This window comes from Nitrospiraceae bacterium (genome assembly GCA_020632595.1).
Taxonomy (GTDB): Bacteria; Nitrospirota; Nitrospiria; order Nitrospirales; family UBA8639; genus Nitrospira_E.
In genome coordinates, this window is the sequence record JACKFF010000006.1 from 177,904 (window position 1) to 203,508 (window position 25,605).

The 25,605-nt window shown below is 49.8% G+C and carries 23 protein-coding genes; 12 read left to right on the top strand and 11 right to left on the bottom strand.

The features are described 5' to 3' along the window. The first annotated feature begins 507 nt into the window (after window positions 1-507). The 9 genes from H6750_12880 (at window position 508) to H6750_12920 (ending at window position 9,225) form a co-directional block, all read left to right on the top strand. Window positions 508-927 carry an HAD hydrolase family protein gene (locus H6750_12880; GenBank protein MCB9775198.1) on the top strand — a complete coding sequence of 140 codons (420 nt, stop codon included), beginning with the start codon at window positions 508-510 and terminating at the stop codon, window positions 925-927. A gap of 139 nt (window positions 928-1,066) precedes the next feature. Next, window positions 1,067-2,515, top strand: a complete 1,449-nt coding sequence (locus H6750_12885) for a mannose-1-phosphate guanylyltransferase/mannose-6-phosphate isomerase (GenBank protein ID MCB9775199.1) — start codon at window positions 1,067-1,069, stop codon at window positions 2,513-2,515. A 23-nt stretch (window positions 2,516-2,538) separates the two neighbouring features. Then, complete coding sequence (locus H6750_12890; GenBank protein MCB9775200.1) at window positions 2,539-3,936, top strand: phosphomannomutase/phosphoglucomutase; 1,398 nt, start codon at window positions 2,539-2,541, stop codon at window positions 3,934-3,936. A gap of 259 nt (window positions 3,937-4,195) precedes the next feature. Beyond that, window positions 4,196-5,203 carry a class 1 fructose-bisphosphatase gene (fbp, locus tag H6750_12895; protein ID MCB9775201.1) on the top strand — a complete coding sequence of 336 codons (1,008 nt, stop codon included), beginning with the start codon at window positions 4,196-4,198 and terminating at the stop codon, window positions 5,201-5,203. Window positions 5,204-5,219: 16 nt separating this feature from the next. Then, window positions 5,220-6,245: a TRAM domain-containing protein gene (locus H6750_12900; GenBank protein ID MCB9775202.1), complete on the top strand. Its 1,026-nt coding sequence runs from the start codon at window positions 5,220-5,222 to the stop codon at window positions 6,243-6,245. Continuing rightward, window positions 6,238-6,942, top strand: a complete 705-nt coding sequence (gene ispD / locus H6750_12905) for a 2-C-methyl-D-erythritol 4-phosphate cytidylyltransferase (protein MCB9775203.1) — start codon at window positions 6,238-6,240, stop codon at window positions 6,940-6,942. Before H6750_12900 ends, ispD begins: the two co-directional genes overlap by 8 nt. Before the next feature lie 57 nt (window positions 6,943-6,999). Next, a complete protein-coding gene (locus H6750_12910) occupies window positions 7,000-7,485 on the top strand; it encodes a 2-C-methyl-D-erythritol 2,4-cyclodiphosphate synthase (protein MCB9775204.1) in 486 nt (161 codons plus the stop codon). A gap of 42 nt (window positions 7,486-7,527) precedes the next feature. Then, window positions 7,528-8,178, top strand: a complete 651-nt coding sequence (cysE, locus tag H6750_12915; protein MCB9775205.1) for a serine O-acetyltransferase — start codon at window positions 7,528-7,530, stop codon at window positions 8,176-8,178. A 123-nt stretch (window positions 8,179-8,301) separates the two neighbouring features. Continuing rightward, window positions 8,302-9,225: a class I fructose-bisphosphate aldolase gene (locus H6750_12920; protein ID MCB9775206.1), complete on the top strand. Its 924-nt coding sequence runs from the start codon at window positions 8,302-8,304 to the stop codon at window positions 9,223-9,225. Window positions 9,226-9,290: 65 nt separating this feature from the next. On the opposite strand, the gene H6750_12925 is transcribed toward H6750_12920, so the two are convergent. The 3 genes from H6750_12925 to H6750_12935 form a co-directional block, all read right to left on the bottom strand. Next, window positions 9,291-10,565: a Glu/Leu/Phe/Val dehydrogenase gene (locus H6750_12925; GenBank protein MCB9775207.1), complete on the bottom strand. Its 1,275-nt coding sequence runs from the start codon at window positions 10,563-10,565 to the stop codon at window positions 9,291-9,293. A gap of 246 nt (window positions 10,566-10,811) precedes the next feature. Next, window positions 10,812-11,591, bottom strand: coding sequence for a tRNA pseudouridine(38-40) synthase TruA (truA, locus tag H6750_12930; protein MCB9775208.1), 780 nt, complete (start codon window positions 11,589-11,591; stop codon window positions 10,812-10,814). A 95-nt stretch (window positions 11,592-11,686) separates the two neighbouring features. Next, the gene (locus H6750_12935) at window positions 11,687-12,931 is read right to left on the bottom strand and encodes an N-acetylmuramoyl-L-alanine amidase (protein MCB9775209.1); all 1,245 of its coding nucleotides are present in this window, start codon (window positions 12,929-12,931) and stop codon (window positions 11,687-11,689) included. A gap of 138 nt (window positions 12,932-13,069) precedes the next feature. Between H6750_12935 and H6750_12940 the strand changes: the two genes are divergently transcribed. After that, the gene (locus H6750_12940) at window positions 13,070-13,615 is read left to right on the top strand and encodes an NYN domain-containing protein (GenBank protein ID MCB9775210.1); all 546 of its coding nucleotides are present in this window, start codon (window positions 13,070-13,072) and stop codon (window positions 13,613-13,615) included. Here the strand turns inward: H6750_12940 and H6750_12945 are convergent. Continuing rightward, window positions 13,599-14,381 (bottom strand): TatD family hydrolase, encoded by a 783-nt coding sequence (locus tag H6750_12945; GenBank protein ID MCB9775211.1) that lies wholly within the window; start codon window positions 14,379-14,381, stop codon window positions 13,599-13,601. The genes H6750_12940 and H6750_12945 overlap by 17 nt on opposite strands. A 112-nt stretch (window positions 14,382-14,493) precedes the next feature. On the opposite strand from H6750_12945, the gene H6750_12950 reads away from it, so the two are divergent. After that, a complete protein-coding gene (locus tag H6750_12950) occupies window positions 14,494-15,030 on the top strand; it encodes a phosphatase PAP2 family protein (GenBank protein MCB9775212.1) in 537 nt (178 codons plus the stop codon). On the opposite strand, the gene H6750_12955 is transcribed toward H6750_12950, so the two are convergent. The 6 genes from H6750_12955 to H6750_12980 all read right to left on the bottom strand — a co-directional run bounded on the left by H6750_12955 (window position 15,027) and on the right by H6750_12980 (window position 21,247). Beyond that, window positions 15,027-15,983 (bottom strand): cation transporter, encoded by a 957-nt coding sequence (locus tag H6750_12955; GenBank protein ID MCB9775213.1) that lies wholly within the window; start codon window positions 15,981-15,983, stop codon window positions 15,027-15,029. The two genes, H6750_12950 and H6750_12955, sit on opposite strands and share 4 nt — an antisense overlap. A 167-nt stretch (window positions 15,984-16,150) precedes the next feature. Beyond that, entirely contained in the window at window positions 16,151-16,459 is a 309-nt protein-coding gene (locus tag H6750_12960) for a YtxH domain-containing protein (GenBank protein MCB9775214.1), read from the bottom strand. Window positions 16,460-16,495: 36 nt separating this feature from the next. Beyond that, window positions 16,496-16,753: a hypothetical protein gene (locus H6750_12965; GenBank protein ID MCB9775215.1), complete on the bottom strand. Its 258-nt coding sequence runs from the start codon at window positions 16,751-16,753 to the stop codon at window positions 16,496-16,498. Then, window positions 16,750-19,656 carry a malto-oligosyltrehalose synthase gene (treY, locus tag H6750_12970; protein MCB9775216.1) on the bottom strand — a complete coding sequence of 969 codons (2,907 nt, stop codon included), beginning with the start codon at window positions 19,654-19,656 and terminating at the stop codon, window positions 16,750-16,752. The genes H6750_12965 and treY overlap by 4 nt, the downstream gene beginning before the upstream one ends. 10 nt (window positions 19,657-19,666) lie before the next feature. Further along, entirely contained in the window at window positions 19,667-20,959 is a 1,293-nt protein-coding gene (gene glgC / locus H6750_12975; GenBank protein MCB9775217.1) for a glucose-1-phosphate adenylyltransferase, read from the bottom strand. Window positions 20,960-20,965: 6 nt separating this feature from the next. Continuing rightward, complete coding sequence (locus H6750_12980) at window positions 20,966-21,247, bottom strand: LapA family protein (GenBank protein ID MCB9775218.1); 282 nt, start codon at window positions 21,245-21,247, stop codon at window positions 20,966-20,968. Window positions 21,248-21,303: 56 nt separating this feature from the next. On the opposite strand from H6750_12980, the gene glgB reads away from it, so the two are divergent. Beyond that, on the top strand, window positions 21,304-23,505 hold the full coding sequence (gene glgB, locus H6750_12985; GenBank protein ID MCB9775219.1) for a 1,4-alpha-glucan branching protein GlgB: 2,202 nt from the start codon (window positions 21,304-21,306) through the stop codon (window positions 23,503-23,505). Between the two features lie 145 nt (window positions 23,506-23,650). Here glgB and treZ read toward each other — a convergent pair whose 3' ends face one another. Further along, complete coding sequence (gene treZ, locus H6750_12990) at window positions 23,651-25,522, bottom strand: malto-oligosyltrehalose trehalohydrolase (protein ID MCB9775220.1); 1,872 nt, start codon at window positions 25,520-25,522, stop codon at window positions 23,651-23,653. Window positions 25,523-25,605 lie beyond the last annotated feature (83 nt).

Here is a 25,605-nt window from a genome sequence, read left to right on the forward strand (position 1 = left end):
TGAGGGATGGAAGCTCTGAAGGAAGGCAAGAGGGGCGTAGCCAACATAATACGGTGTCCAGTCTTTCCTGAGATTGAGGGGATGAACAGGAGAGAAGACTGGAGCAAAGAGCAAAGATCATGAGGAATCGAAAATAAGATCTCACAAATAATCCTTGTCTGCGCCGGTTTGGCGAAACTGGATTTCGAAAATGATAAAAAAAACGAAGGATTGATTGTTAAATTTGGCTACCTGCGGATTTTATCCCTCCTGTGGTCTTAACGGAAGATCTGCCTTAAACTTAAGTGTATCTTTAGGATTGCCCTATGAAATGTGCCATAGAAAGGTAGAAATGAACAGGTGAGAAAAAACCAGGGAATCGCTTCTTTATCCAAATCGAAGGGGGCAAAAAGAGGACGTCCTCTCAAAATAAAAGATTCTCCACGGTCGTTAACCAGACCAGAGAGCGTTTTCAAAGAGTTGAGATTATTTGCAACTGATGTGGATGGGGTTTTGACCGATGCCGGTATGTACTATGGGGAATCGGGCGAAGAATTGAAAAAATTTCATACGCGCGATGGTATGGGAATTAAACTCTTGCAGGCCCAAGGGCTGGTCACTGCCATCATTACCATGGAAAACACCAAAATTGTCGCTCGCCGCGGAAAAAAATTAGGCATTCCCGAAGTCTTTCAAGGAGCCAAAGATAAAGTGGCAATTCTGCGCCATTTGTCTGAAAAATACGGGATTCCTTTTGCACAAATGGCCTACATTGGTGATGATGTGAATGACGTGGAGGCCTTGAAAACTGTGGGATACGCCGCGGCCCCCGCCGATTGTGTAGCGCAGGTCCGTCAGGTTGTGCATTATGTCTGCAAAAAAAAAGGAGGGGAGGGAGCTGTTCGAGAAGTTATCGATAGAATTTTGGCTGCAAAAGGCCCTCTGTAGCCCTACAAGTATTTAGTGGATTTTTGAATGGCACATTCCGACAATCTTTCTTATGAGTTTTTACGATTTAGTCATTTGAGTATGGTCTTTTATTCGGTCCCTTGGACCGTTTAAAACGCTTGCAGGAGAAGGATCGAAAATGAACCCTCATGTCTATGGCGTGATTTTAGCCGGGGGGAGTGGTACCCGGTTTTGGCCGTTGAGCCGCGAACGATTTCCTAAGCAATTGCTGAGAATTTTGGGAGAAGGAACCCTCCTGCAGCAGACGTTTGAGCGTCTATTACAGAAAATCCCAGCGAATCGCATGGCCATTGTCACTAACGCAGTTCAAGCAGAATCCATCAAGCTCCAACTCAATCAGTGGAAAGATGACATTGCTGAAAATGTCATCCTTGAGCCGGAAGGAAGAAATACCGCACCGGCGATCGCTCTTGCCGCCTTACAATTGATGCATCAAGATCCTGAAGCGGTAATGGTGGTAGTGCCGGCAGATCATGTCGTGAAGGCCTCAAATAAATTTATGCGAGCCGTGCAATTTGCGAGTGAATTGGCAATGGGTGGGCATCTTGTGACGTTTGGGATTCAGCCGACTCGTCCTGAAACAGGGTATGGCTATATACAGCCTTTGAAGCGAATGCGGGTCGGAGCCAAGGGCCCCTTCATCGGGTATTCGGTGGCCCGATTTGTTGAAAAGCCGAACCTCACAACTGCCAAACGATATGTTCGATCTGGAAATTATTTTTGGAATAGCGGTATTTTTGTCTGGAAAGCTTCCCAAATTTTAGCAGAATTAGCCTTTCATCAACCGGCGTTATCCAAATTGTTAACTGGTTTACAAGGCAAAATGGGAAGTGAGGATTTTTCCTCCCACCTTCGGAAGGTGTATGCCAAAGTCGAACCGCTTTCTATTGACAATGCGGTGATGGAGCATTCTTCCCGAAGCGTGGTGATACCGATAGACTTTGGTTGGTCGGATGTGGGGAGTTGGAGCAGCTTAGAAGAAGTGGTGCCTGTGGATAAAGATGGAAATGTCCGGAATGGAAATATTATAGATCTGGGCAGTCGCGACTCGGTGCTGTTTGGGGATCGAAGGGTCGTGGCAACGATTGGTCTCAACAATATGGTGGTGGTGGATACGCCTGATGCCACCCTGGTCTGTCCGAAAGATCGTGCTCAAGATGTCAAAGGCATTGTGAATTTGTTGAAGCGACAGGGGGCCCCGGAACATTTAGAACATCGAACCGTGCATCGTCCTTGGGGTTCCTATACCGTCATGGAAGAGGGGAAAGGATACAAAGTTAAACGGATTGAAGTTGCCCCTGGAAAACGCCTTTCCCTTCAGCTCCATCATCAACGCAGTGAGCATTGGGTGGTCATTGCAGGGACGGCCCGTGTGACTCGTGGCGAAGAAGTCTATGACTTGCAGGCGGGAATGAGCACGGGGATAGCCAAGGAAACTCCCCATCGTCTGGAAAATCCTGGGAAGATCCCCTTAGAGATTATTGAAATTCAAAATGGGCCCTACCTTGGAGAAGATGATATCGTTCGACTTCAGGACGATTTTGGTCGATTACGACCCATTGGGTAGGATTCGGAGGGAAAGAGAGCCGGATGGGAATTTTTCGAGAATATGATATTCGGGGGATTGTGGCACACGATTTAGGTCCTGATGTGGTTGAGCGAATCGGCCGCGCCTATGCGACCCTGGCGCGAGCACGCGGCGTCCACAATGTCACGGTGGGACGGGATGGCCGTTTAACTTCACCAGCACTTCGGAATCATCTTGTTGCCGGCCTGACCCGTTCAGGGGTCAATGTACTTGATCTTGGCCTGTGTGCGACCCCCTTGCTGTATTTTTCTTTGTTTTCCTGTGATGTTGACGGGGGCATCATGATTACCGGCAGTCACAATGCAGCTGAGTATAACGGGTTCAAGATGTGCATAGGCCGGGAAGCATTGTACGGGGCTGATATTCAAGAATTACAGGTCATTTATGAGAGCGGCGAGTTCGCGTCCGGGTCAGGAACGGTTTTCACGAAATCCATCATTCCTGAATATCTCAAATTTTTACAAGAACATTTTTCTTTGCTTCGGGGCCAGGGACTTCGGGTTGTGATCGATTGTGGAAATGGGGCGGCTTCTTTGTTTGCCAAAGAAGCTTTGGAACAATTGGGATGCGATGTGACCGGATTATATTGCGATTTAGATGGTCATTTCCCCAACCACCATCCGGACCCCACTGTGCTGGATAATCTCAAGGACCTGATTGAGAAGGTCAAAGAAACTGGAGCCGATGTGGGAATCGGGTACGATGGTGATGCTGACCGGATTGGCGTCATTGATGAAAAGGGCCAGATTATGTGGGGGGACCGGCTGTTACTCCTTTTTGCCCGGGATGTGCTGAATGATCATCCAGGGTGTTCCATTATTTCAGAGGTGAAAGCTTCTCAGGGGCTGTATGACGATATTCAAAAACAGGGTGGACGGGGTATTATGTGGAAGACGGGCCATTCCATCATCAAAGCCAAAATGAAAGAGGAAAAGGCTTTGCTTGCCGGAGAGATGTCGGGCCACCTGTTTTTTGCTGATCGGTACTATGGATATGACGATGCTATTTATGCTTCTTGTCGGCTGATTGAAATCCTTGTGAAGCGGAAAAAGCCCTTGTCGGCGCTGTTGGCCGATATTCCTCAAACCGTGGTGACTCCCGAAATTCGGGTTGACTGTCCGGATGATCAAAAGTTTTCATTAGTCGAAATCGTGAAAAACCGTTTGAAACATGCGGCTAACACGCAAAATTCGAAGACATCGGTTTTGCCCATTCGTGACATCATCACCATTGATGGCATTCGTGTCCGCTTTGACGAAGGGTGGGGCCTGATTCGGGCCTCGAATACTCAACCAGCCTTGGTTCTTCGCTTTGAAGCCTCTTCCCAAAATCATCTCACTCAAATTCAGGCCTATTTGGAAGGGCAACTTTCTGAAGCCACCGCAGACCTCACCACTTAACTTTTTCCCGGGTTAGTTTACTTTTTTCAGATCGTGCTGTAGGCATTCTCAACCGCTTTCGGTGAAGGCATCCTCGATCCGATCAAGGACTCTGTGATATGCATCACCGGGAAGGCTCGGCCTTGAATAATCCAGCCGGATCATGATTCGACCATATTCTTTAACGACCGAACGCGACTTTCTGTCGAACGTGCGTTGCTCCTTTATGCGGAAAAGCATATAATGAAATTCCTCTAGTATAGTCTATGGATCATGATTGATGACTCCGCGTTTTTCCTTATCGACCCATACCTTTCGTGAGCAAGCGCCTATTCCTGGCACCTCCGGTGAATTTTCCCGCATCATCATGCAAATTGCTCTGGGTGGGAAACTCATTGCCCAGGATCTTCGAAAAGCCGGATTGAGTCAATTCCTGGGTTCTACAGGGTTAATGAATGTGCAAGGCGAAGAGGTCCAAAAGTTGGACGAACGGGCCAATCAGATATTTCTGGATGTGTTTGAGCACATGGAACTGGTGAGCACGCTGGTTTCAGAGGAAATGGAAAAGCCCTACCTCATCAAAGAAGCCGATGGTCAAGGACGGTATGCGGTCTTTTTGGATCCTTTGGATGGCTCATCGAATATTGATGTCAACGCGTCTTTGGGGTCCATTTTTTCTATTCATCGACTGTCCGTTGAGGGTTTCCCCACTTCTGAAGATACCTTGCGAAAAAAAGGGTGCGATCAGGTTGCGGCCGGATATATTTTGTATGGATCGAGTGTGCTTTTAGTGTATACCTGCGGCCATGGTGTGCACCAATTCACATTGGATCAGGAGGCGGGCGAGTTTTTCCTCTCAGCCAAGAATATTCAAATCCCCAGACATGGGAAAATATATAGTGTGAATGAAGGCAACTACCAAAAATGGTCCACCGGAACTCAGCAATTTCTTCACTATCTTCACGAAGTTGATGCCCAGACAGGCAGACCCTACACCAGTCGTTATTCCGGGTGTCTTGTGGCTGATGTGCATCGGGTGTTGTGCAAGGGTGGCCTCTATATGTATCCGGGAGAGCAGAAAAATCCAGAGGGAAAATTGAGGCTCATGTATGAAGCCGCACCCTTATCATTTTTGGTTGAACAAGCCGGTGGTATGGGGAGTACGGGTGTCGAGCCTGTCAATCAACTAATCCCGAAAGCCCTTCACCAGAGAGTCCCTTTATATATTGGCAGTCAGGATGACGTGACCAAAGCTGAAGCGTTCCTCCGGTCTGAGTCACCGATCTAGGGAAGGAGAATCTCCTATGGTGTTGCGAGTGATATTTCTAGTCATTGGGGTGGTTTTAGGTATGGCTTTCGCCTGGGGAGCAACTAATGGTCAACTAAGTGGATTGCTCATGGGCGGGGTAATCGGGGCAGGGGTTGGTGCAATTATTCTGGCTGTGGAAGACCGGTTGAAGACCTCGCCTTTACCGTTCGTCGTGTGTGGAGGGGGCGGATTAGTTGTTGGTCTCCTTGTGGCGGGATTGATTGCCTCGGTGACGGGATTAGTCGCACGCTCTCCGAATACCATCTTCAACCTTTTGGCAAGCTTAGTGATCTTTTTAGGGATTCCCTATTGGGGATTAATCATGGGAATGCGATTTGCCCATGAAGGTTGGGCCTCATCAGCCATTCCAACAGGTGATACGGAGTCGGTTCGCATCAAAAAACTTCTTGATACCAGCGTCATCATTGATGGTCGGATCGCAGATTTGTGCGAAACGGGCTTTGTTGAGGGAACTCTTGTTGTTCCACATTTTATTCTCCAGGAGTTACAGCACATTTCCGATTCCTCTGATGGGTTAAAGCGGGCACGTGGAAGACGAGGGTTGGATATTTTGAATGTTCTTCAAAAAGTCAGCAATATTAAGGTAGATCTGGTAGAAGATGATTTTCCTCACGTGAAAGAGGTGGATACAAAGCTTATTGAGCTCGCCAAACAAATGGATGCAAAGGTGCTGACCAATGATTTTAACCTCAATAAGGTGGCCGGAATTCAAGGCGTCCGGGTGCTGAATATTAACGACTTGTGTAATGCGCTGAAACCGGTGGTTCTTCCCGGTGAGACGATCCGGGTTTTTGTTTTAAAAGAAGGAAAAGAGGCCGGGCAAGGTGTGGCCTATTTGGATGATGGCACCATGGTGGTGGTTGATCATGCCAAACGATGGATCGGTAAAAATGCGGATGTGGTTGTGACGAGTGTTCTCCAAACGAGTGCCGGCCGAATGATTTTTACCCGCCTGAAAGAAGAAACCGAACACGAGGAGTTAAGCTTCTCGCGTGTTTAATTCTGTTGTGGCGGTGGTTCCCGCTGCGGGCCTTGGTACCCGCATGGGAGGAAATACCCCCAAGCAATATCTTACAATTGGGAATCTGCCTCTTTTAGTCTATTCACTCCAGATTTTTCAAGAACTCGAGGAGATCGGCGAAGTCATTCTTTCCGTTCCAGCAGCGGATCGGGAGTATTGCTGGCGTAAAATCGTACAACCTTTTGGTCTAGAGAAAGTCACCAAAGTGGTGGCGGGAGGAGCCCGGCGACAGGATTCGGTTAGAAACGGACTTGCCGCCATTTCCGACCGACCTGACGGGGTTTTGGTTCATGATGGTGTTCGTCCCTTTATTGATCAAGTGATGGTCAGGAAAGTGATCGATTGTGCCGGAAAAACAGGTGCCGCGGTAGTGGCAATGCCGATCCATGATACCGTGAAGCGGGTTGATCCATCTGGAATCATTCAAGAGACGCTGAAGAGGGAAGAACTCTGGCAGATTCAGACACCGCAGGTTTTCCGATATGACTGGCTGGTTGAGGCACATCAACAGGCGCAAGACCATCAGTGGGACGTCACCGACGATGCGGCCCTCATTGAACGGATGGGTTACCCCGTTTCCGTTGTGGAGGGAAGTTGTTTTAATATAAAAGTGACCAAGCCGGATGATCTGGTGTTTGGGAAAGCGATTTTGGAAACGATTGGAAACCGCAGGTGAAATTTCCGGCTAGCCTTCATTCAAAAAGATCTTTTTTTCGCTCGGCGTTGATGTGAAATGAGAATTGGTCAAGGGTATGACATTCATCCTCTTCGGGTAGGCCGTCCCCTGATTCTGGGTGGTGTGGTCATCCCACATTCTCAAGGGTTGGATGGCCATTCCGATGCTGATGCCCTGACCCATGCCGTTTGCGACGCCATTCTAGGAGCCATGGGAGAAGGAGATCTCGGAACACGGTACCCAAGCAGTAATCCGGAATACAAAAATCTCTCGAGTTTGGTTATGCTACGAAGTGTTGCGCAGACCCTTCGTGATAAAGGATTTTATTTGGTGAATCTGGATACGGTCATTCTAGCCCAGGCGCCGAAATTAGCCCCGTATATGGCCTCGATGCAAGAAAGTCTTGCGCAAGTGCTACAGGTTGCTCCTTCTCAGGTAAATGTCAAAGTCAAAAGTGGTGAGGGAATTGGAATGATTGGGCGGGCAGAAGGCATTGCGACAATGGCCGTTTGTCTCATTGAATGCACCACGCCCTTGAAATGATGCCGTCTTCTTTTCCTTGGGGTATATCCGTATGGTGGGCGTATGCGATGGGTTAAACGAATTACTGAAGATTTGCATGCGGTTTTTGAGCGCGATCCGGCTGCAACCAGTCGCTGGGAAGTGCTGCTGGCCTATTCAGGTTTTCATGCGTTATTAGCACATCGGGTGGCTCACTGGTTATGGAAGAAAAACATTCCGATTGTCCCGCGGTTAATTTCCCAACTGGCCCGTTGGCTGACCGGTATAGAAATTCATCCCGGTGCTCAAATTGGACGAGGGTTTTTTATTGACCATGGGATGGGGGTCGTGATTGGCGAAACTGCTGTTCTGGGCGACTTTGTCACCCTCTTTCAAGGCGTGACGCTGGGTGGAACCGGCAAAGAACGGGGTAAACGCCATCCAACATTGGGAAACCATGTGGTCGTTGGAGCTGGAGCAAAAGTACTGGGAAATATCACGATCGGAGATTTTGTTAAAATTGGAGCTAATTCGGTGGTTCTTCGGTCAGTGCCTTCAAACTCAACGGTCATTGGGATACCCGGCAGGATTATAAAAACTATTGGAGATCGGGTGCCTGAAGCAACCATGGATCATGCCAATATTCCGGATCCGATAGCTGAACGGTTTGATGCGATGGAACAAGAACTCCTCGCCCTACGAAAACAGGTGGAGCAATCTGAAAAGCGAATGTAATGGTTACGAGGGAATGCTCCATATTGTGTTAGGAGGAGAGGTCTTCTACACTATGGAAAAATGGTTGACCTATGGGAAAATCTTGTTGAAAGGGAGGGATATTTTGTGAAGGGATCCAACGTTATTACGCCGCGGGTTAAAGAAATATTACGGAATTATGATGGTAATGTTCCTGGAGTTCTTACAAATATTGCCAGGTTGTTGATGACGGGGCGGTTGGCCGGGACCGGTCGCCTGGTCATTCTGCCGGTGGACCAGGGCTTTGAGCATGGTCCCGCCAGAAGTTTTGCCGTCAATGCTTCAGGGTATGATCCCCACTATCATTTCCAGCTGGGCATTGATGCCGGATGTAATGCCTATGCGGCTCCTCTTGGATTTCTCGAGGCGGGGGCGGCAGAATATGCCGGTCAAATTCCACTTATACTGAAATTGAACAACAATGATTCACTGTTTGAAAGCAAGGATCCCAATTCTGCAATCACCGGGAGCGTCCACGATGCACTACGCCTAGGGTGTTGTGCCGTGGGATATACGATTTATCCAGGCTCTGCCCATAGTCAGGAAATGTATAGTCATCTGCGGGAAATTGCCCAAGAGGCGAAGTCCCACGGACTGGCGGTGGTGGTCTGGTCGTATCCACGTGGGGCAGGCCTAAGCAAAGAAGGTGAAACCGGAATCGATGTCGTTGCCTATGCCGCACAAATTGCGGCCCAACTCGGAGCTCACATTATCAAAGTGAAGGTGCCCTCAAATCATATTGAGCAGGCGGCGGCAAAAAAAGTTTACGAGGCCGAAAAGATTCCTATTAGCACGCCAGCGGAACGTATCCGCCATGTTGTCCAGAGTGCCTTTCATGGGCGACGCATTGTTATCTTTTCGGGCGGGGCCAAAGGAGAAGATCAGAAAATTTTCGATGAAGCCAGAGGAATACGGGATGGTGGAGGGTTTGGGTCCATTATTGGGAGAAATTCCTTTCAACGTCCGAGACCGCAGGCTCTGGAATTTCTCTCAACCGTCATGAAGATCTATGCCGGGGAGCTTTCATAAAGATTCCATCGGCCAAGTTAAGAAACTTCTACACCGACGAGAACAGCTCTAATTAGACTGTAGAATCAGGGATATAACCCTCGGCATTGGTGGGCTTGAGCCACCTCCTCAATTCCTGCGATCAATGCAGCTGTTCTCATTGTCAGTTTTTTCTCCTCGGCATGGTAGAGTATGCGGTGGAACGCTGCGGTGATGATGTTCCTGAGTCGGCTGTGGATATCTGATTCCTGCCACGAAAATCGTTGGGCATCCTGCACCCATTCAAAATATGAGACGATGACCCCGCCGGCATTGGCGAGAATATCCGGGACAACAAAAATTCCCCGTTCCTGCAAAATGGCATCCGCTTCGAGAGTTGTTGGGCCATTGGCTGCCTCGATCAGGTACTGGCATTGAAGGCGGGATGCGTTATTGAGGGTGATTTGTTCAGACACTGCGGCCGGAATGAGCACATGGCAGGGTAGCAGGAGTAAATCTTCGTTAATAATCTGTTCACCAAATTGCGTGAGCGAAGGAATCGACGCTTTCTCGGTGGTCAGGTGAGAGAGTATCCCTGGAATATCCAGACCTTTCGGATTATACAACCCCCCCATCTGATCGCTGATCGCCAGAATTTTTACGCCTTCCTGATGAAGAATTCGTGCAGTATGGGATCCGACATTCCCAAACCCTTGAATGACTACGGTCGTGTCTGAAGTGGAAAGACCAACATGACGTAGGACTTCCAACGTCACATCCACCACTCCACGACCCGTCGCTTCTTCTCGGCCAAGGGTGCCTCCAATTGAAAGGGGTTTGCCCGTAACTACACCACGGACGGTAAACCCCACCTGCTGACTAAAGGTATCCATCACCCATCCCATGACTTGCTGATTGGTCCCGATGTCCGGGGCGGGGATGTCTTTGTCCGGTCCCAATAATGGAAAAATTTCTGCAATGTAGCGTCGGGTGACACCTTCTAACTCGGATGGTGAAAGAAGTGAGGGGTTGACGGCGACTCCCCCTTTGGCTCCGCCAAACGGCAAACCCGCTAACGCGGTTTTCCACGTCATCCACATGGCCAAGGCCGCGACTTCCCCGAGGCTGACGTCGGGATGGAAACGAATGCCGCCTTTTGTTGGGCCGCGGGCGACATCGTGATGCACGCGATACCCACGGAAGACTTGAACCTTTCCGTTATCCATTCGGACAGGAATACTAACGCAGAGAGACCGTTGTGGGGCTTTGAGTCGCTCAAGTAATCCTGAGTCCAGATTCATATGATGGGCAGCCTGATCAAATTGCGCCACAGCCAAGCGAAATGTTGGATGATTAAACTCTGGAGCAAAGTCAGTGTTCATAGTAGATATCCAATGAGATGAAAATATGAAGTCCTGTTTTTAAGTATATCAGGAATCTCAGCGCAAGTAGCTTCTTTCCTTGGAAAAAGTTTAGGCCTTCTGAAGAAGAAATCTTTAGCTACCAATGGGAGAAAATCAAAAAATTTTAAAAGGCTTGCACGCTCCGTGACCTTGTGCGGGAATGACAGGCGGTGCAGATTGTCCGTTCGGCCGGAAGATGGCAGGTTTTTTTATCTTCATGATGGTTTAGTACAACACTTGAAGGAGATAAAGGCCTTGTGGAGGAGCGGTTTCTCCTGCAGCCCGCCGGTCTTTAGCCTGAAGAATGTCTTGAATGGAATCCGGTGATCTTTTGTGTCGCCCGACCTCGGTCAGGGTTCCAATAATTGCCCGAACCATTTGCTTCAGGAATCGATTGGCCTGAATCTGAATGATCAGGGACATGAGATCCGAGCTGAGGGAAACTTGGGACACGACACACATGGGATCCGATGTACTGGCATGGGGGCCTTGAAACGAGGTGAAGTCATGACAACCTATCAATCCAGGCATGGCCTGCCGGATGGCCGGGATATCAAGGTCATAGGGTAGGTGCCAGACACGATTCCGATCGATAGCCGGGCGGGCGGGATGTCTGGAGATTCGATATTCGTACAATTTTTCCTTTGCACTGTAGCGAGCATGAAACGATTCAGGAACCTCTTCACTCGAAAGGACAGAAATGTCATGCGGGAGGGCGCTGTTAATCGCGAGACCCCACTTATGAATTGGAATGGATTTGTCGGATTGAAAGCTGACCACTTGTCCACGGGCATGGACGCCAGCGTCGGTTCGTCCCGCGGCGATGACAGAAATGTGTTGTTGGGTGATGCGTGTGAGCGCTGTTTCTAGTGCGGCTTGGATGGTTGGCTGATTGGGTTGTCGTTGCCATCCAACGTAAGCCGTGCCGTCATATTCGATTGTCAGTTTAATAGTGGCCATGATTCGAAGGAGGAGGATGACGAAACGGGCTTTGGCATCCTGCAAGCTATGGGCGTGGAAATCATGAGCTTACAATGTTTTGATAGTCATGGGAACATGAGGCCCCCAAAAGCCAATTGAAGAAGGCGGGAACAATCCCGCTATCGGGAAGCGGTTTGTAAGGGAGTAATGTAGGATTGAAGTCCCTTAAATATGCCCTCGGCCACTCGCTTTTGATAGGTAGAGCTTTGTAGAAGCTTTTCCTCCGTTGGATTGGAGATAAAGGCAATCTCGGCCAAGATGGCAGGCATGGTGGTCATTCGCAGCACAAAAAATGGAGCTGTTTTGATCCCATGATCCTTAATTTTATAAAAGGTATCCAAAAACTTCACCAGGGAATTCTTGGTTGTCCATGCTAACTCACGGGAATCGTCAATCTTTTTATCGTTAAGCTTGTCGGCAAGGATAAATTGCCAGGGTGCGGCATTTTTTTCAAGAGGGGTGCCATTTTCCCGTGCAGCAACAGCAAGTGCTCGTGGGTCACTGGCTTCACCAAAATGATAGAATTCCAACCCTTTCACGGAAGCTTGGGAATGGGAGTTAATGTGAATCGAGACGAAAAGATCCGCTTTGTGCGTATTAGCGAATGTTGCCCGGTCTTCCAATTCGATGAAGACATCCGTTTCTCGAGTCATGAAGACTTTCGTGGAACCTTCCTTGGTAAGCAGGTCTCGCAAATGATTCGCGATATGTAAGACGACATCCTTTTCTCTTGTACCTTTGCGTCCCAAGGCCCCGGGGTCTTTTCCTCCGTGTCCCGGATCAATCACGATCACCAGATCTTTTTTTATGACAGGTGGTGGCGGAGTTGGCGGAGTAGTCACTGGAGAGGCTGGTGTGCTCGTGTCTGGCGCACGGGCGAGAGCCGATGTCTCGGTTATGGGATACAGGTCAAGAACAATACGAGCAGGATTTTTGAGGACATACCACTTATAGCGTTTCCACCCGTCAATGGGTATGCTGAGAAGAATGGATCCAGAAGAAGTGGTGGAAAGGTCCAATTGTAAAGGAAGTGAGTCTGCTGTTGATTTGATAAGGGCGGGATTGGCAAATTGCGTGTTGGGAAGTTCCAACTGAAATGTTGTGGCCGTTTGATGCTCTTGGGGCGCTGGATGAACAGAGCGAGTGAGGTCTAATACAACACGGGTGTAGTTTTTATGGCGATGAGCACGAATATTGCGGATGGAGGTTGACGGTGGTGATTGTGCAATAAGATGAATCAGTGGCGGAGCTTGTTCCCCCCCAAACGGTTGAGTTTCTGCTGCTCCCCCAGTCAGGGGAAGAGATCCCAACAGGAACAACATGCCGATGCAGGAATAAAAGGAAGTCATTCGAGTGGAAGGCATAGGTAGTAAACCGTTCCTCTCTTTTTTCGCAGAAGATCGACTTCTTGTCAAGGGAAGAAGCACTTCCGACGGACGTCCTCTTGCAGTTAGACTCAATCAGGAGGGGTCGACCATGTCCCGCATCATGAAGGAATCATAGTGGCACCGAAACATTTGATCATCGATGGATATAATGTACTGGGCGCAATGGGGCTCCCGCCCCATCGGGTCGTTGAACAGGGGGAGCATCGTCGAGAGGAGTTTATTGTGCGGCTAGGCCTGTATGGAAACAAACTCCACCATCTGATCACCCTAGTTTTTGATGCCTGGCAACAATCGGGAGCGAGTCGGCAGGTCATCCACCGAAATGGTGTGACAGTCATTTATACGGGCCAGGGTGAAAAGGCGGACGGGGTGATTCAGGATTTAATCCGGAGCCATGGGAAAGGGGCCGCAGTCGTCTCTTCGGATCTTGAAGTGATCGCAGTTGCAAAAGCTTTTGGGGCGTTTTCGATCAGGTCTCAAGAATTTGTCACACGCCTGGCTTCTTCCGTTTTCCAGGGAGAAGCGGTGCGTCGCCCCCAAGGAGGATTCTCCCAAAAGGATAGTGATGAGGAGCCGGTCCGATCTAAAGAGAAGAAGGGCAATCCTCGAAGGCTTCCCAAGAAGGTGCGTCAACGCAATCGGATCATGAAGAAATTTTAAAGAGCTGACGGGCATTATTGGTGGTCAGTTCGGCCACACGAGCCAATCCGGTTTTGGAGTCACCATATTTAATTTTCGCAATTTGCTCCGCCACATAGGTGACATAGGAGGATTCGTTACGTTTTCCTCGAAGGGGCACGGGAGTCAGATATGGGGCATCGGTTTCAATGAGTAACCGGTCATCGGGGACCGTGCGAATCACTTCATGTAACTGAGAGGCATTGCGAAAGGTGATGATTCCTGAAAATGAGAGATGAAAGCCGAGGTCCAAAGCACGTTTGGCAAATGCCAGATCCTCCGAAAAACAATGAAAGACGCCTCCCACTTTTTCGGCATGTGCGTCTTGCAGGATTGCCAGCGTATCCTCCTGCGCTTCACGTGTGTGAATCACCAATGGAAGGGTGAGTGATTGCGCCAGTTCAATTTGTTCACGGAAGCGTTGACGTTGGGTTTCTCGAGGAGAGTGATCGTAATGATAATCAAGCCCGATTTCGCCGAAGGCGACGACCTTTGGTTGCTGGGCCAGTTGCCTGAATTCAGCATACCAGTTGGGCTCAATGCGTTTTACTTCATGGGGATGCACTCCGATCGTGGCATACACATTGGGTCGGCTTGTGGCTAATTGCACGGCTGCATGACTTGTCGAAAGATCGCATCCAATCGTGACAAATTTTTCCACGCCGGCTTCCTGGGCACGTTGGAATATGGCGTCTCGATCTGAATCATAACGGGGATCGTCCAAATGAACATGGGTGTCGATCAGCATGAAGAGGGCCTTTCTTGTTAAAAAACTGTACCTTATCATACCCATCCAATTTCTTGCAGGATATCGTGTCCCCTGAGGACAAATCCCGAATAGGTACGGGACAACAATGAATATGGATGAATTATGGTTTGCGTCCATTAATGGATGGGCCGGCCGGTTTGCTGGATTGGATTGGTTCATGCTTCAGGTGTCGCAGGAAAGCAATCTGGTGATTCCTGGCATCCTGCTCGTGGGGTATTGGGGGTGGATGAAATGGGGCGAGGCAAGACTCGCGATTCCCTGTTTAGGGCTCCTTATCGGCTTGAGTGATTTCCTGGGCGGCCAGATGAAGGTCTTGATTGGGCGTCCACGGCCTTGTCAGGTTCTGGAGCACATTCATGAATTAGTCGGGTGTGGGGGAGCGTTTAGTATGCCGTCCAATCACGCGTTGAATTCGGGCACGGCTATTAGCTTTCTTGTCATGCTCTATCCCGCATTAGGGTGGGTATTGTGGCCACTCCTTGGCCTGATTGGCTTGTCCCGTGTGTTTCTCGGTGCGCATTATGTTACAGACGTGGTGGTTGGTATTGGCCTTGGGGTACTGTTAGGAGGTGGGGTGGGATTTATACTTAAGACACGGGTGTTTGGAAGAAAACCTCTTGCGGGTTAATGGTGGTGCAGATGAGGAGGGATGGGTTCTGTGCCAGTTGAGCCGTTCGTCAGATAACTGAGGTTGCAATGCAAATCCTCTTGCTCCTGGCATTCGGTTTCCAATTGAATGGTTAAGTGGTGAATGCCGAATTTCGAAGAGAGTATTGATTGAATGGGCGGGAGGAGTTGATCTTTATCCGGAACCGCCTCGGGGTCTACCAACACGTGACACGTCAACATCACAATGCGGGGTTCAACCGACCAGATATGCAGATCATGAACTTTTCTGACACCAGGAACGTTTTCAATGGTAGCCACGATATCTGATGTTTTGAGGTGAGGGGGCGTCGATTCTAATAAAATATCCAGCGACTCACGAAAGAGTGGCCAACTGCCTTTCACGATAACGATGACGATGAGGAGGCTGATCAAAGGATCTAAGATGGTGAAGCCGGTCAGGGCGATTCCCAATCCGGCGATAATGACGCCAAGAGACATCCAGGCATCCATCACCATATGAAGAAAAGCCCCGCGAATATTCAGGTCATCTTCGGCTCCACGACGCAATAACAGGGCGACGGCAAGATTGGCGAACAAGCTAATACACGCGATCACCATCACCCAAAAGCCAGGTACGTCAACCGGAGAAAACATCCGGTCAAGAGCAAACACTCCAATTATTCCACCTGTGAAAATGAGCAGAAGGCTATTGAGAAATGCCGCAATAGTTCCGGCGCGGTGGTAGCCAAACGTCCGAAGTTCCGTGGCGGGTTGGGTAGCCAGAATATGTGCATACAAAGCTAATAAAAGAGCGCCTTGATCGATCAAATTGTGCCCGGCATCGCTCATGAGCCCAAGGCTATTGATCGCATAACCGCCGATGAATTCAGCCAGAATGATGATGCCATTGAGGACGAGGCCCAGCTTAAGTCGATGCGTGAGAGGGGAGCCGTTCAACTCTGAAGGTGTCATAGGATCTACTCTCGCATGAATCTCAAGTCTGGACAATGGGAAGAGGCCAGTCTTCCTTCGTTGTACCACAAACGGAATGGAGTGATCCCGCAATTGCGAGTTGGAGAATGGTAAAGGAAAAGCAAAGGGGGAAGTCCCCCCTCCCTTTTATGCGGCGGGTACGATATTTACACGTCGAAAGAGTCGGTTTTGACGGCCTGTTTGGTGGCATCCACAGCGGAGTTAACCCGAGTGGCCGCCTGTTTCATGGTTTTTCTGGCCTCCTCAGACCAGGCATGCACAGCCTCTTTTGTTTGAGAAGCCATATCTGAAAATTCGTCCTGTGCGGTCTTTGCCCCTCTTGCCAATCGATCACGCACGTGAGTCCCTGCCTCCGGCGTCAGAAGAATGGCGCTACCGGCGCCCAATAGAAATCCTGCAATGAAGACAAAAGTATTCACCCAACATGAGTCGCCTTGCGTCGTATGCTCATCCATCGTGAAATTCCTCCTTAGTAAACCTTAGCTTGATTGTTATGACCGATCCTCAGGAGTCTTCGATGCAGCCATGGCCATGATGGCTCCTCCCAAGAGCACTCCAGAGGCAAAGATAAGACTGTAGGATAAGCCCGTTCGAAGTTCAGGCCATGTGTCCAGAACACGTTTCCATAGTGGGACATCTTCGGAAAAATGGACGTGTCCCTCCCAGCCCAATCCTCCCTCCGGTGTGGACTGACCAGAATATGATTCCTGGTCTGAAGCGTGTGCCGTGTTCAATTTGCTCATAGTCATGAGACGGGCTCCAATAAGGCAAAAGGAAAATGTTGAAAAAGCACTCCTACAGGTAATCCTACCATGCTCAGGCCATTTTGTGGAGTGACAATTTCTTGGGTCAAAAGATTACGAAACGAGTGTGCCATGAATTCCGGAGGGAGCCGCATCGAGGTTTTTCCCCATATGGGTTCGCCGAGCGGACTGATGGTCTGGTCGGGGATAAGAGTCGTTAACAGTCGTGGGAATATGACCAAGCAGATCTGTGAGTGATTGTGTCTCATGAATCCGCACACATGATGGGCCTGTTCCCCCTTGAATTCCAGGGGTCGATACGATCCTTCCAGAAACAGTTGGGGGTTGCTCTTCCGGATATGAAGCGCGGTAGTGGTCAAATACATTTTGATCAGGCCGCTTTCGGCATCCTGTAACAACCGCTGGACAAGGTCGAGAGGAGCAATTGTCTTTTGCAAGTGTTGTAATTCGGACAGCCGTTGTTGTCTGAAGACGTAATCGACGGGTTGTCGGTTGTCCGGGTCGACCAGTCTGAAATCCCAGAGCTCCGTGCCTTGATAAAAGTCGGGGACACCGGGAGCAAGGATTTTAATAAGGACCTGACTCAGAGAATTATAGATCCCATATTTGGAAATGCGTTGTTGAAAGGGGATAAAATCTTGAAGAAAGACATTTGAAGACCTGAGAGAAAGGATGCGTGCAAGAAATTCTCCGACGGTGTTTTCCCAGGCTTCATCGGGATTTAACCAGCTGGTGTTCACTTTCGCTTCCCGTAAGGCTTTAACCATATACCCCTGCATGCGTCCCAAGAATTGAGGCTGTGCCGCTTCCGAGAGACCCTCCGATGGCCAGGCGCCGAGCAGTGTCTGGTAAATCAAGTATTCTTCATTCAAGCTCGGTGCCAGTTGATCATTGAGTTTGTGTTTGGCTTTTTTGTTCAGTCGATTCCAGGTCCTAAGATGCTGCCGCCATTCTTTGGGAATTTCCGACAACACATTGATTCGGGCCCGAACATCCTCGCTGCGTTTTGTGTCATGGGTGGACGTGGAGGAGAGGCTTGCCGGCCATTGGGTGGCCCGATCCTGCATGTATTGGTGAAATGTTGAAAGCGGGATACCAAAGTGTTGTGGCTCGCCGCCGACTTCATTTAAAGATGTGAGGCGGTTGTAACAATAGAAGGCGGTATCTTCGACGCCTTTCGCCGTGACCGGGCTGGTCGTTTGCTGAAATTTCATAACAAAAGGGCGGATCACCTCCCAATCAAGATCCGGTGAATTCTGGGGAATTCTCAAGAGGAGATCGCGGATAAAATCGAAGACCAGGTTGCTGATGGCAGGATTGCGTCTTTTAGCTCGGGCCACCGCTAGCCGAATATACGCGCGATCACGATCCAGGACGCCTTCGAGAGGATCGGGTCCAATATAGGTTCGATACACCGGAAAACAGGCAATGATTTCCCGGATCGCATGGATCAGACTATTGAGCGTAAAATCCCGTGAGCGCCGGTTTCGCTCAGAGAGGACATTCAGCTGATGCCCTAAAGCATTGATTTCTCCTGACATGGAGCTGGTCATGATGAGGTTTTTGCAGTCATAAATCAGATCGTCATATTGGAGCGACTGTTTGGTAAATCGATTGTAGATCTGCTCGATCTGTCGTTGGTGGGTTTCCTGGATGAATAATTGATTGACGAGGGCAAGGTAGTCATATCCGGTTGTGCCATGGCACAGCCAATCGGACGTGAGACGTTCCTCTGTACCCAGGATTTTTTCAACGAGGAGATAGAGGGAGCGGCCTTGGGCGTCGGTCTGAACCTCCAAGTGTTCAGCCGCCCATTGTTGCCATTGGGCCAGAAAGGCCCTTGGATTATACAGCCCGTCGACATGATCAATTCGCAGTCCATTCACGGCACCGGTTGTTAATAATTCAAATATTTTTTGATGGGCCGCTTGGAAGACTTCCGGTTGCTCCATGCGAATGGCCGCCAGTTGGTTAATGTCAAAAAACCGGCGATAATTTATTTCTTCAGCGGCGACCCGCCAATAGGCCAGGCGATAGGCCTGGTGACTTACCAGGCGGTCGAGGACATCGAATGTGCGGGGAGAGTCCTTCATGCCATTAAGTAACCGGATATTCTCCAGTAGAAAATCGCGAATGGTTGAATTGTCGGCAATCACCGTGGAGAGGCGGCGGCGGATCACCTCTTTCTCCCGGTATCGTTCGGCAACCCGCTCGGCTTCCGTCTCGGTTCTTGCCGGTAAATGGGAAAGAGCGGTGATAATGCTTTGATATTCATGCAAGTGCGGATCAGAATTTTCCAGAATTTGGTTGAGGGTGTCATGCCTGAAGGTCAGAATAGTACTCCATGTGCAGGGATCAATAGGCAGACGATTTTCATAATAGGTGAGGAAAAATTGTCCGTCGTCATAGTGGAGGGTGATTTCCTGGTTTTCGAGAACAATGCCGTATTGATCTCCGAGAATGGGAAGAAGCACCTTGTTTTCTAATTCCGGTTTCACCGGTGTCCAGTCAATATCGAAAAATGTGGCGTAATGTGAGGAGGGACCATTTTCCAAGACATCCTGCCACCAAAGATTCGTCGATGCGGCTATTCCCATATGATTCGGGACGACGTCCAATATCTGACCCATGCCATGTTGGTGGAGTGCTTGGATAAACGCCTGAAAATCGGCCTCCGTCCCGATTTCTGGATTTAATTCCGTGGGATCGACCACGTCGTATCCATGAGTACTCCCCGGAGTGGCTTTCAGATAGGGAGAGGCGTAGCAATCGGTAATGCCAAGTTGAGACAGATACGGGAGGATGCGAGAGGCGTCCTGGAATGTGAATGATGCGTTAAACTGCAGGCGATAGGTCGAGAGGGGAATGTGCAGAGGCAGAGGAGTCATGCTCCCTCCTTTATGTCAAAGAGGAGGGTGAGGAATGGATGGCCCGTCCGCCATAGGATTGCCCGCGAGGGATGAGAGTGAGGCCGAGCTTCCCGGTTGTGGATCGCCGACTGTCTCGTCCGTGTTTGTCTCCTAGTGTGGTTCCGGCCGAAATTATGTTAAATCGGTCAATGATACAGCGGTGGAGTTGGCAATTGGATCCAATGAGTGTCCCGTCAAGAATAATTGATTCTTCTATGGTACAGCCTTCTCCAATTCTGACATTGCGTCCAATGATGGAACGTTTTACCGTACTCTCTACGACGAGGCTGCCCTGGCCGACCATGGCATCATCCATATGGGATCGGACTAAACTGGCAACGGGTTCAACCGACGCATCGGTCAGAATAGGCCATTTGACATTTCGTAAGTCAAGGATCGGCGACTCTCCCAGAATATCCATGTTTGCTTGCCAATAGGCCTCCAGGGTTCCGACGTCACGCCAGTAGCCCCATTCTTCGTAGGGATGAATGCCGGGAACCACGTTATCCATGAAGTCATAAGCGAGGACCCGGTGAGATTTGATGAGCGACGGAATAATGTTCCGGCCAAAATCGTGCGTGCCGGCTTGACTGGCATCTTGTTCCAGGATTTTCACAAGAATGTCGGCGTTAAAAATATAATTTCCCATCGAACTAAACGCCATCCCGGGATTTTCAGGCATGGGCTTGGGAGAGGCCGGCTTTTCCTCAAATCCAATAATTTGATGATCGGCATTGACTTCGACAATTCCGAATCCCTTTGCTGCTTGAATCGGAACGGGAAGAGACGCGACGGTCACATCCGCTTCCTGGTCAAGATGAAATTGAATCATCTGACGAACATCCATACGGTAAATATGATCGGCTCCGAAGACCGCCACCAATCCTGGCGCAAAGTCATGAATGAGGTTAATATTCTGATAGACGGCATCGGCTGTCCCTTCGTACCATTTGCCGCGTCCCTTCATCTGGGGAGGGACGACCGTAATAAAGTTTTGACGGTTGGTACCGCCAAAACGCCACGCCCTTCTCAGGTGTTCAATCAAAGATTGTGAGCGGTATTGCACCAGCACATACATGGACTGGATGCCGGAATTAATAAAATTGCTGAGGACAAAATCGACAATACGATAGGTGCCGGCAAACGGCACGGACGGTTTACTTCGTTGTTCCGTTAACGGCATGAGCCGTTCCCCTTTTCCACCGGCCATGATCATGGCCAGGATTTTCTGGGGCGTCCGTTCGATGATTTTTTTGCGTCGAGGTCTGGAAGGGCTCTTCATAGGGGTTTAGGTGTTGGACGGAGGATTGGTGAATTCGGCGACGGAGCGTTCCAGTGTCGCAATCGTTTTTTGTTGCTTGGCGATCAGCCGGATTTTTTTTATATAGACGGGCAATGCAGCCAGTACGGTCAGGCCGACTCCTAACGCCAAAGCCGTGAGCAATATGAGGGCCTGCGACCCTTGAAAGGTCCAGGCAAAAAAGTTCAGAATGACGGGCTCGGAGTTTTGTATCGAAAAGGCAACTGCAAAGAACAACAAAAGCAGCAACGCCAACAGTGCAGAATACATAGTCCCTTTTGTTATGTTAGGATGTTGTTAATTAACACAGAAAGGACTTATTGGCAATGCCAACGCTCTCAAATCGTTTTCAACGACTGGTTTCGGCCACCGAATGGGATCCGTTTTCCACATTGGGTCCTCATCGTGGGGAATCAACCGAATCTTCTGGTATCTGCATCAGGGCTTTCCTGCCTGAGGCTGCCGAAGTTGCGGTGCTTCCCGGTTCAAATGGCGATAGCCCCATTCCCATGAAGCTTGTCCATCCTGCTGGAATTTTTGAAGCACGATGGGAGAGGCCATTGGGCACGGATTACCAGTTTCGCATTGTCGATCGACAGGGAAAATCCAGTCAACGCCATGACCCCTATGCGTTTCTTCCTCGTATCTCGGATTTTGATTTGCATTTGTTCGGTGAGGGCAAACTCTATAGAGCCTATGAACAGCTTGGGGCGCAAGTTTGCATCCATCAGAATATTCATGGGGTGAACTTTGCTGTGTGGGCACCCAATGCCAAACGGGTCAGCGTGGTTGGAGACTTCAATGAATGGGATGGGCGCCGGCATCCGATGAGAAGCCGCGGAGGTGGTGGAATTTGGGAGTTATTTATTCCGGATATGCATGATGGTGCGGTATATAAATTCGAAATTTTACCGCAAAATGGGGATGCGCCTTTTTTGAAAGCGGATCCGTATGCCTCCTCAGCAGAATTACGACCCAAAACGGCCTCTGTTGTTTGTGACCTTTCCGGGTATGAGTGGCGCGATGGAGAGTGGATGGCAGCCAGGCAAACATGTAATCCTCTCGCTCAGCCTTGGTCCATCTATGAGGTGCATTTGGGGTCCTGGAGACGCGTTCCAGAGGAAGGGTCTCGATGGTTGACCTATTCAGAATTAGCGCAAACCCTCATTCCCTATGTGAAGGACATGGGATTTACCCACATTGAGCTGATGCCGGTGACGGAACATCCCTTTGACGGGTCCTGGGGGTATCAGGCCACCGGATATTTTGCACCCACAAGCCGGTTTGGTTCTCCTGCGGAGTTTATGGCGTTTGTGGACGCCTGCCATCAGGCTGGGATCGGGGTCCTGATGGATTGGGCTCCGGCGCACTTTCCCGAAGATCCTCATGGGTTGGCCTGGTTTGATGGGACACATTTATATGATCATTCGGACCCGCGGCTTGGATATCATCCAGAATGGAATAGCCGGATTTTTAATTATGGTCGGACCGAAGTTAAAAACTTTCTGATCAATAGCGCACTCAGTTGGTTTGACCGGTATCATATCGATGGTCTTCGGGTGGACGCGGTCGCATCAATGCTCTATCTCGATTATGCCAGAAAATCCGGCGAATGGATTCCCAATAAATTCGGGGGCAGAGAGAATCTTGAAGCAGTGGAATTTTTGAAAGAGCTCAATGCCGTGGCACACCAGGAACACCCCGGTATTGTGATGATTGCCGAAGAATCCACCGCATGGCCGGGGGTCTCGAGGCCGACTTATGTGGGAGGGTTGGGATTTACCTTTAAATGGAACATGGGGTGGATGCACGATACCCTGGATTATTTTAGTCTGGATCCTATTTATCGGAGATATCATCAACATAACGTGACCTTCGGATTAGTCTATGCATTTACCGAAAACTTCGTCCTCCCGCTTTCTCATGATGAAGTTGTCCATGGCAAGAAATCGCTCCTTGATAAAATGCCAGGTGACGAATGGCAGCGATTTGCAAATTTGCGGGCGTTGTATGGACACATGTGGGGCCATCCTGGAAAGAAAATGTTATTCATGGGCTGCGAGATCGGCCAATGGTGGGAATGGAATCATGATGATAGCCTGCAATGGCATCTGCTTGAGTACGATCGGCATCGGGGTCTTCAGCGTTACGTCGCTGATCTCAATCGATTATATGCCTCGCAACCCGCGTTCCACCAAGTCGATTATGATTGGACGGGGTTTCAGTGGATCGATCTCCATGACAGTGACCATTCGACGCTCACGTATTTCAGGCGAGCTAAAGATCCTTCCGATATTGTGGTCTGTGCCCTGAACCTCACCCCTGTTCCTCGAGAAGCCTATCGAATGGGCGTGCCGACCGCCGGATATTATCGAGAGCTTTTAAACAGTGACTCTGAGATGTACGGTGGAAGTAATATGGGGAATGCTGGAGGCGTACAGGCCGAAAGCATGCCTTGGCATGGCCAGCCGTTTTCTGTGGTTATTACCCTCCCGCCTTTAGCCGCAGTCTTTTTTAAGCCTGTTTAGATTTTCGAGATCTCTGTGAAATGTCTATGCTTCCCCCGCCATTTCAGGCCGGTTGGGGTGGTGAGCCGGCAACGATTTTTATCACCCGGACAGAGAAGGAAGGATCTTCACCCTTATGCCCGGTCTTAATGGTCCTGGCCTGAACCTAGTCAGATTTCAGAAAAATCCAGGCGGGATAGGGTGGTAGCTTGAGAGAGACCTGCTCCACATTCTGAACGGTTAGATTGGAGGGAGCCAGGAGTTCGTTCTGATCGCCAGCGGTGAAGGTTCCACTATCCAAACGGGATTGCCAATTCCCTTTTGGAAGCTTTACTAACGCTAGGGACGCCTTGTGGTGAAAACCCAGGAGGACCAGGGCCTCGGGGCCTTGTTTAGCGCGGCGATGAATCATGAGCAATTGACTTTTTGCATGTGACCCGACCTGGATTCTGTGGCCTTTCGCTCCTGTGCCTAATGCAGGAATAGATTTGCGCAGGTCAATCAATGCCTGGCACCACCGCGTGTGCGCGAGTTGTTGGGGGTTGGTCTCAAGACAAGGATGCATGGTGGAACGAACAAAGGTCTCTTGAGCATAGGGATCGGGAATGTCCGTCCATCCGAACGCTGCGAATTCCCTGGTTCTCCCCTGCCGGACGGCTTCAATTAACGCAGGATCTCCGTGGTCGATGAAATACAAAAAAGGTGCAGTTTCGCCGTATTCTTCTCCCATAAATAAGAGAGGAAGATACGGTGAGAGAAGTACGGTGGCATTGGCGATTTTGAGGGCTTCAAAGCTCACCAAGCTACTGAGTCGGTCTCCCTGTGCGCGATTGCCGATTTGATCATGATTTTGGGCGCATACCACAAGTTGTGTGGGTGAGCAGGGCTTGAAAGAATTGCCATGTTTCCGTCGCCGATGTGGAGAATATTGTCCTGAATAGACCACGCCTTCCCGTATGGCCTTACTCAGGTCTTTTAGTTGTCCAAAGTCTTCATAGTAGCCCTTACGCTCTTTTGTGAGCAGCGCATGCAGGGCATGATGAAAGTCATCGCTCCATTGCCCGTCCAGTCCATATCCCCCCCGTGAGACAGGCGAAATGATGCGGACATCATTCAGATCGCTTTCGGCAATGACCTGCACCTGGCGCCCGAGTCGTTCTCCTTCCGCATGGACGGCTTCTCCAATGTCCTGAAGAAGATGTTTGGCGCTGAAGTCGAAGATGCCGTGAATCGCATCTAAGCGTAACGCATCGATGTGGTATTCATGAATCCAATAGACTGCATTGCTGATCATAAAATGTCTGACAGGATCACTATCGGGTCCATCGTAGTTGAGGGCGCTCCCCCATGGGGTTTTATAGGTATCGGTAAAGTATGGACCAAAGTCACCAAGGTAATTCCCTTCCGGACCCAGGTGGTTATAGACCACGTCCATGATCACCGCGAGGCCGGCTGCATGACAGGCATTGACCAATCGCTTGAGGCCTTCGGGGCCACCATAGTTGTGTTGCGGAGCAAAGAGGAAGGTTCCATCGTATCCCCAGTTTCTGGATCCAGGGCATTGCGCCACCGGCAAGAGTTCAATGGCCGTGATGCCAATCTGGTCACGCAAATAGGGCAGACGGCTGATGATGGCATCAAAGGTCCCGTCCTGTGTAAAGGTGCCGGTATGGAGCTCGTAGATGATGTATTGGTCAAGGGGCAGGCCACGCCAATCTGTATCCGTCCAGGAAAATGCCAGAGGATTGATAATTTCTGAGGGGCCGTGAACGCCCGCCGGTTGAGATCGGGAAGCCGGGTCGGGGCGTTCCATGGTGTGATTTAATACATAGTGATAGCGGGTGCCTGGAGAAAGGTTTTGCACGGTGCCTTTCCAATATCCAAAGGATTCATGGCGCAGGGGAGTCGGTCCTTCAGTATTTCCGATGATTTTGACGGCCACCGACTGGGCCTTGGGGGCCCATACCCGAAACTCGACAGAAGAGGGGTCGATACACGATGCTCCCAGTTCTAATTGCCATCCTACGGCCTTATGTATTTTCAAATCTGTTTCCTCCCTGCTGGTTTTTTTCTACAGATTGTTGGCTGGTGGCAATAGGATGAAGGAAAGCTTAACAAAAA

What these genes read in the sequence shown, in the direction of transcription:
- H6750_12880 (MCB9775198.1), top strand. Translation starts at nt 508, where the DNA reads ATGTACTATGGGGAATCGGGCGAAGAATTGAAAAAATTTCATACGCGC.
- H6750_12885 (MCB9775199.1), top strand. Translation starts at nt 1,067, where the DNA reads ATGAACCCTCATGTCTATGGCGTGATTTTAGCCGGGGGGAGTGGTACC.
- H6750_12890 (MCB9775200.1), top strand. Translation starts at nt 2,539, where the DNA reads ATGGGAATTTTTCGAGAATATGATATTCGGGGGATTGTGGCACACGAT.
- fbp (MCB9775201.1), top strand. Translation starts at nt 4,196, where the DNA reads ATGACTCCGCGTTTTTCCTTATCGACCCATACCTTTCGTGAGCAAGCG.
- H6750_12900 (MCB9775202.1), top strand. Translation starts at nt 5,220, where the DNA reads ATGGTGTTGCGAGTGATATTTCTAGTCATTGGGGTGGTTTTAGGTATG.
- H6750_12910 (MCB9775204.1), top strand. Translation starts at nt 7,000, where the DNA reads ATGAGAATTGGTCAAGGGTATGACATTCATCCTCTTCGGGTAGGCCGT.
- cysE (MCB9775205.1), top strand. Translation starts at nt 7,528, where the DNA reads ATGCGATGGGTTAAACGAATTACTGAAGATTTGCATGCGGTTTTTGAG.
- H6750_12925 (MCB9775207.1), bottom strand. Translation starts at nt 10,565, where the DNA reads ATGAACACTGACTTTGCTCCAGAGTTTAATCATCCAACATTTCGCTTG.
- H6750_12935 (MCB9775209.1), bottom strand. Translation starts at nt 12,931, where the DNA reads ATGCCTTCCACTCGAATGACTTCCTTTTATTCCTGCATCGGCATGTTG.
- H6750_12945 (MCB9775211.1), bottom strand. Translation starts at nt 14,381, where the DNA reads ATGCTGATCGACACCCATGTTCATTTGGACGATCCCCGTTATGATTCA.
- H6750_12950 (MCB9775212.1), top strand. Translation starts at nt 14,494, where the DNA reads ATGGATGAATTATGGTTTGCGTCCATTAATGGATGGGCCGGCCGGTTT.
- H6750_12955 (MCB9775213.1), bottom strand. Translation starts at nt 15,983, where the DNA reads ATGACACCTTCAGAGTTGAACGGCTCCCCTCTCACGCATCGACTTAAG.
- H6750_12960 (MCB9775214.1), bottom strand. Translation starts at nt 16,459, where the DNA reads ATGGATGAGCATACGACGCAAGGCGACTCATGTTGGGTGAATACTTTT.
- H6750_12965 (MCB9775215.1), bottom strand. Translation starts at nt 16,753, where the DNA reads ATGACTATGAGCAAATTGAACACGGCACACGCTTCAGACCAGGAATCA.
- treY (MCB9775216.1), bottom strand. Translation starts at nt 19,656, where the DNA reads ATGACTCCTCTGCCTCTGCACATTCCCCTCTCGACCTATCGCCTGCAG.
- glgC (MCB9775217.1), bottom strand. Translation starts at nt 20,959, where the DNA reads ATGAAGAGCCCTTCCAGACCTCGACGCAAAAAAATCATCGAACGGACG.
- H6750_12980 (MCB9775218.1), bottom strand. Translation starts at nt 21,247, where the DNA reads ATGTATTCTGCACTGTTGGCGTTGCTGCTTTTGTTGTTCTTTGCAGTT.
- glgB (MCB9775219.1), top strand. Translation starts at nt 21,304, where the DNA reads ATGCCAACGCTCTCAAATCGTTTTCAACGACTGGTTTCGGCCACCGAA.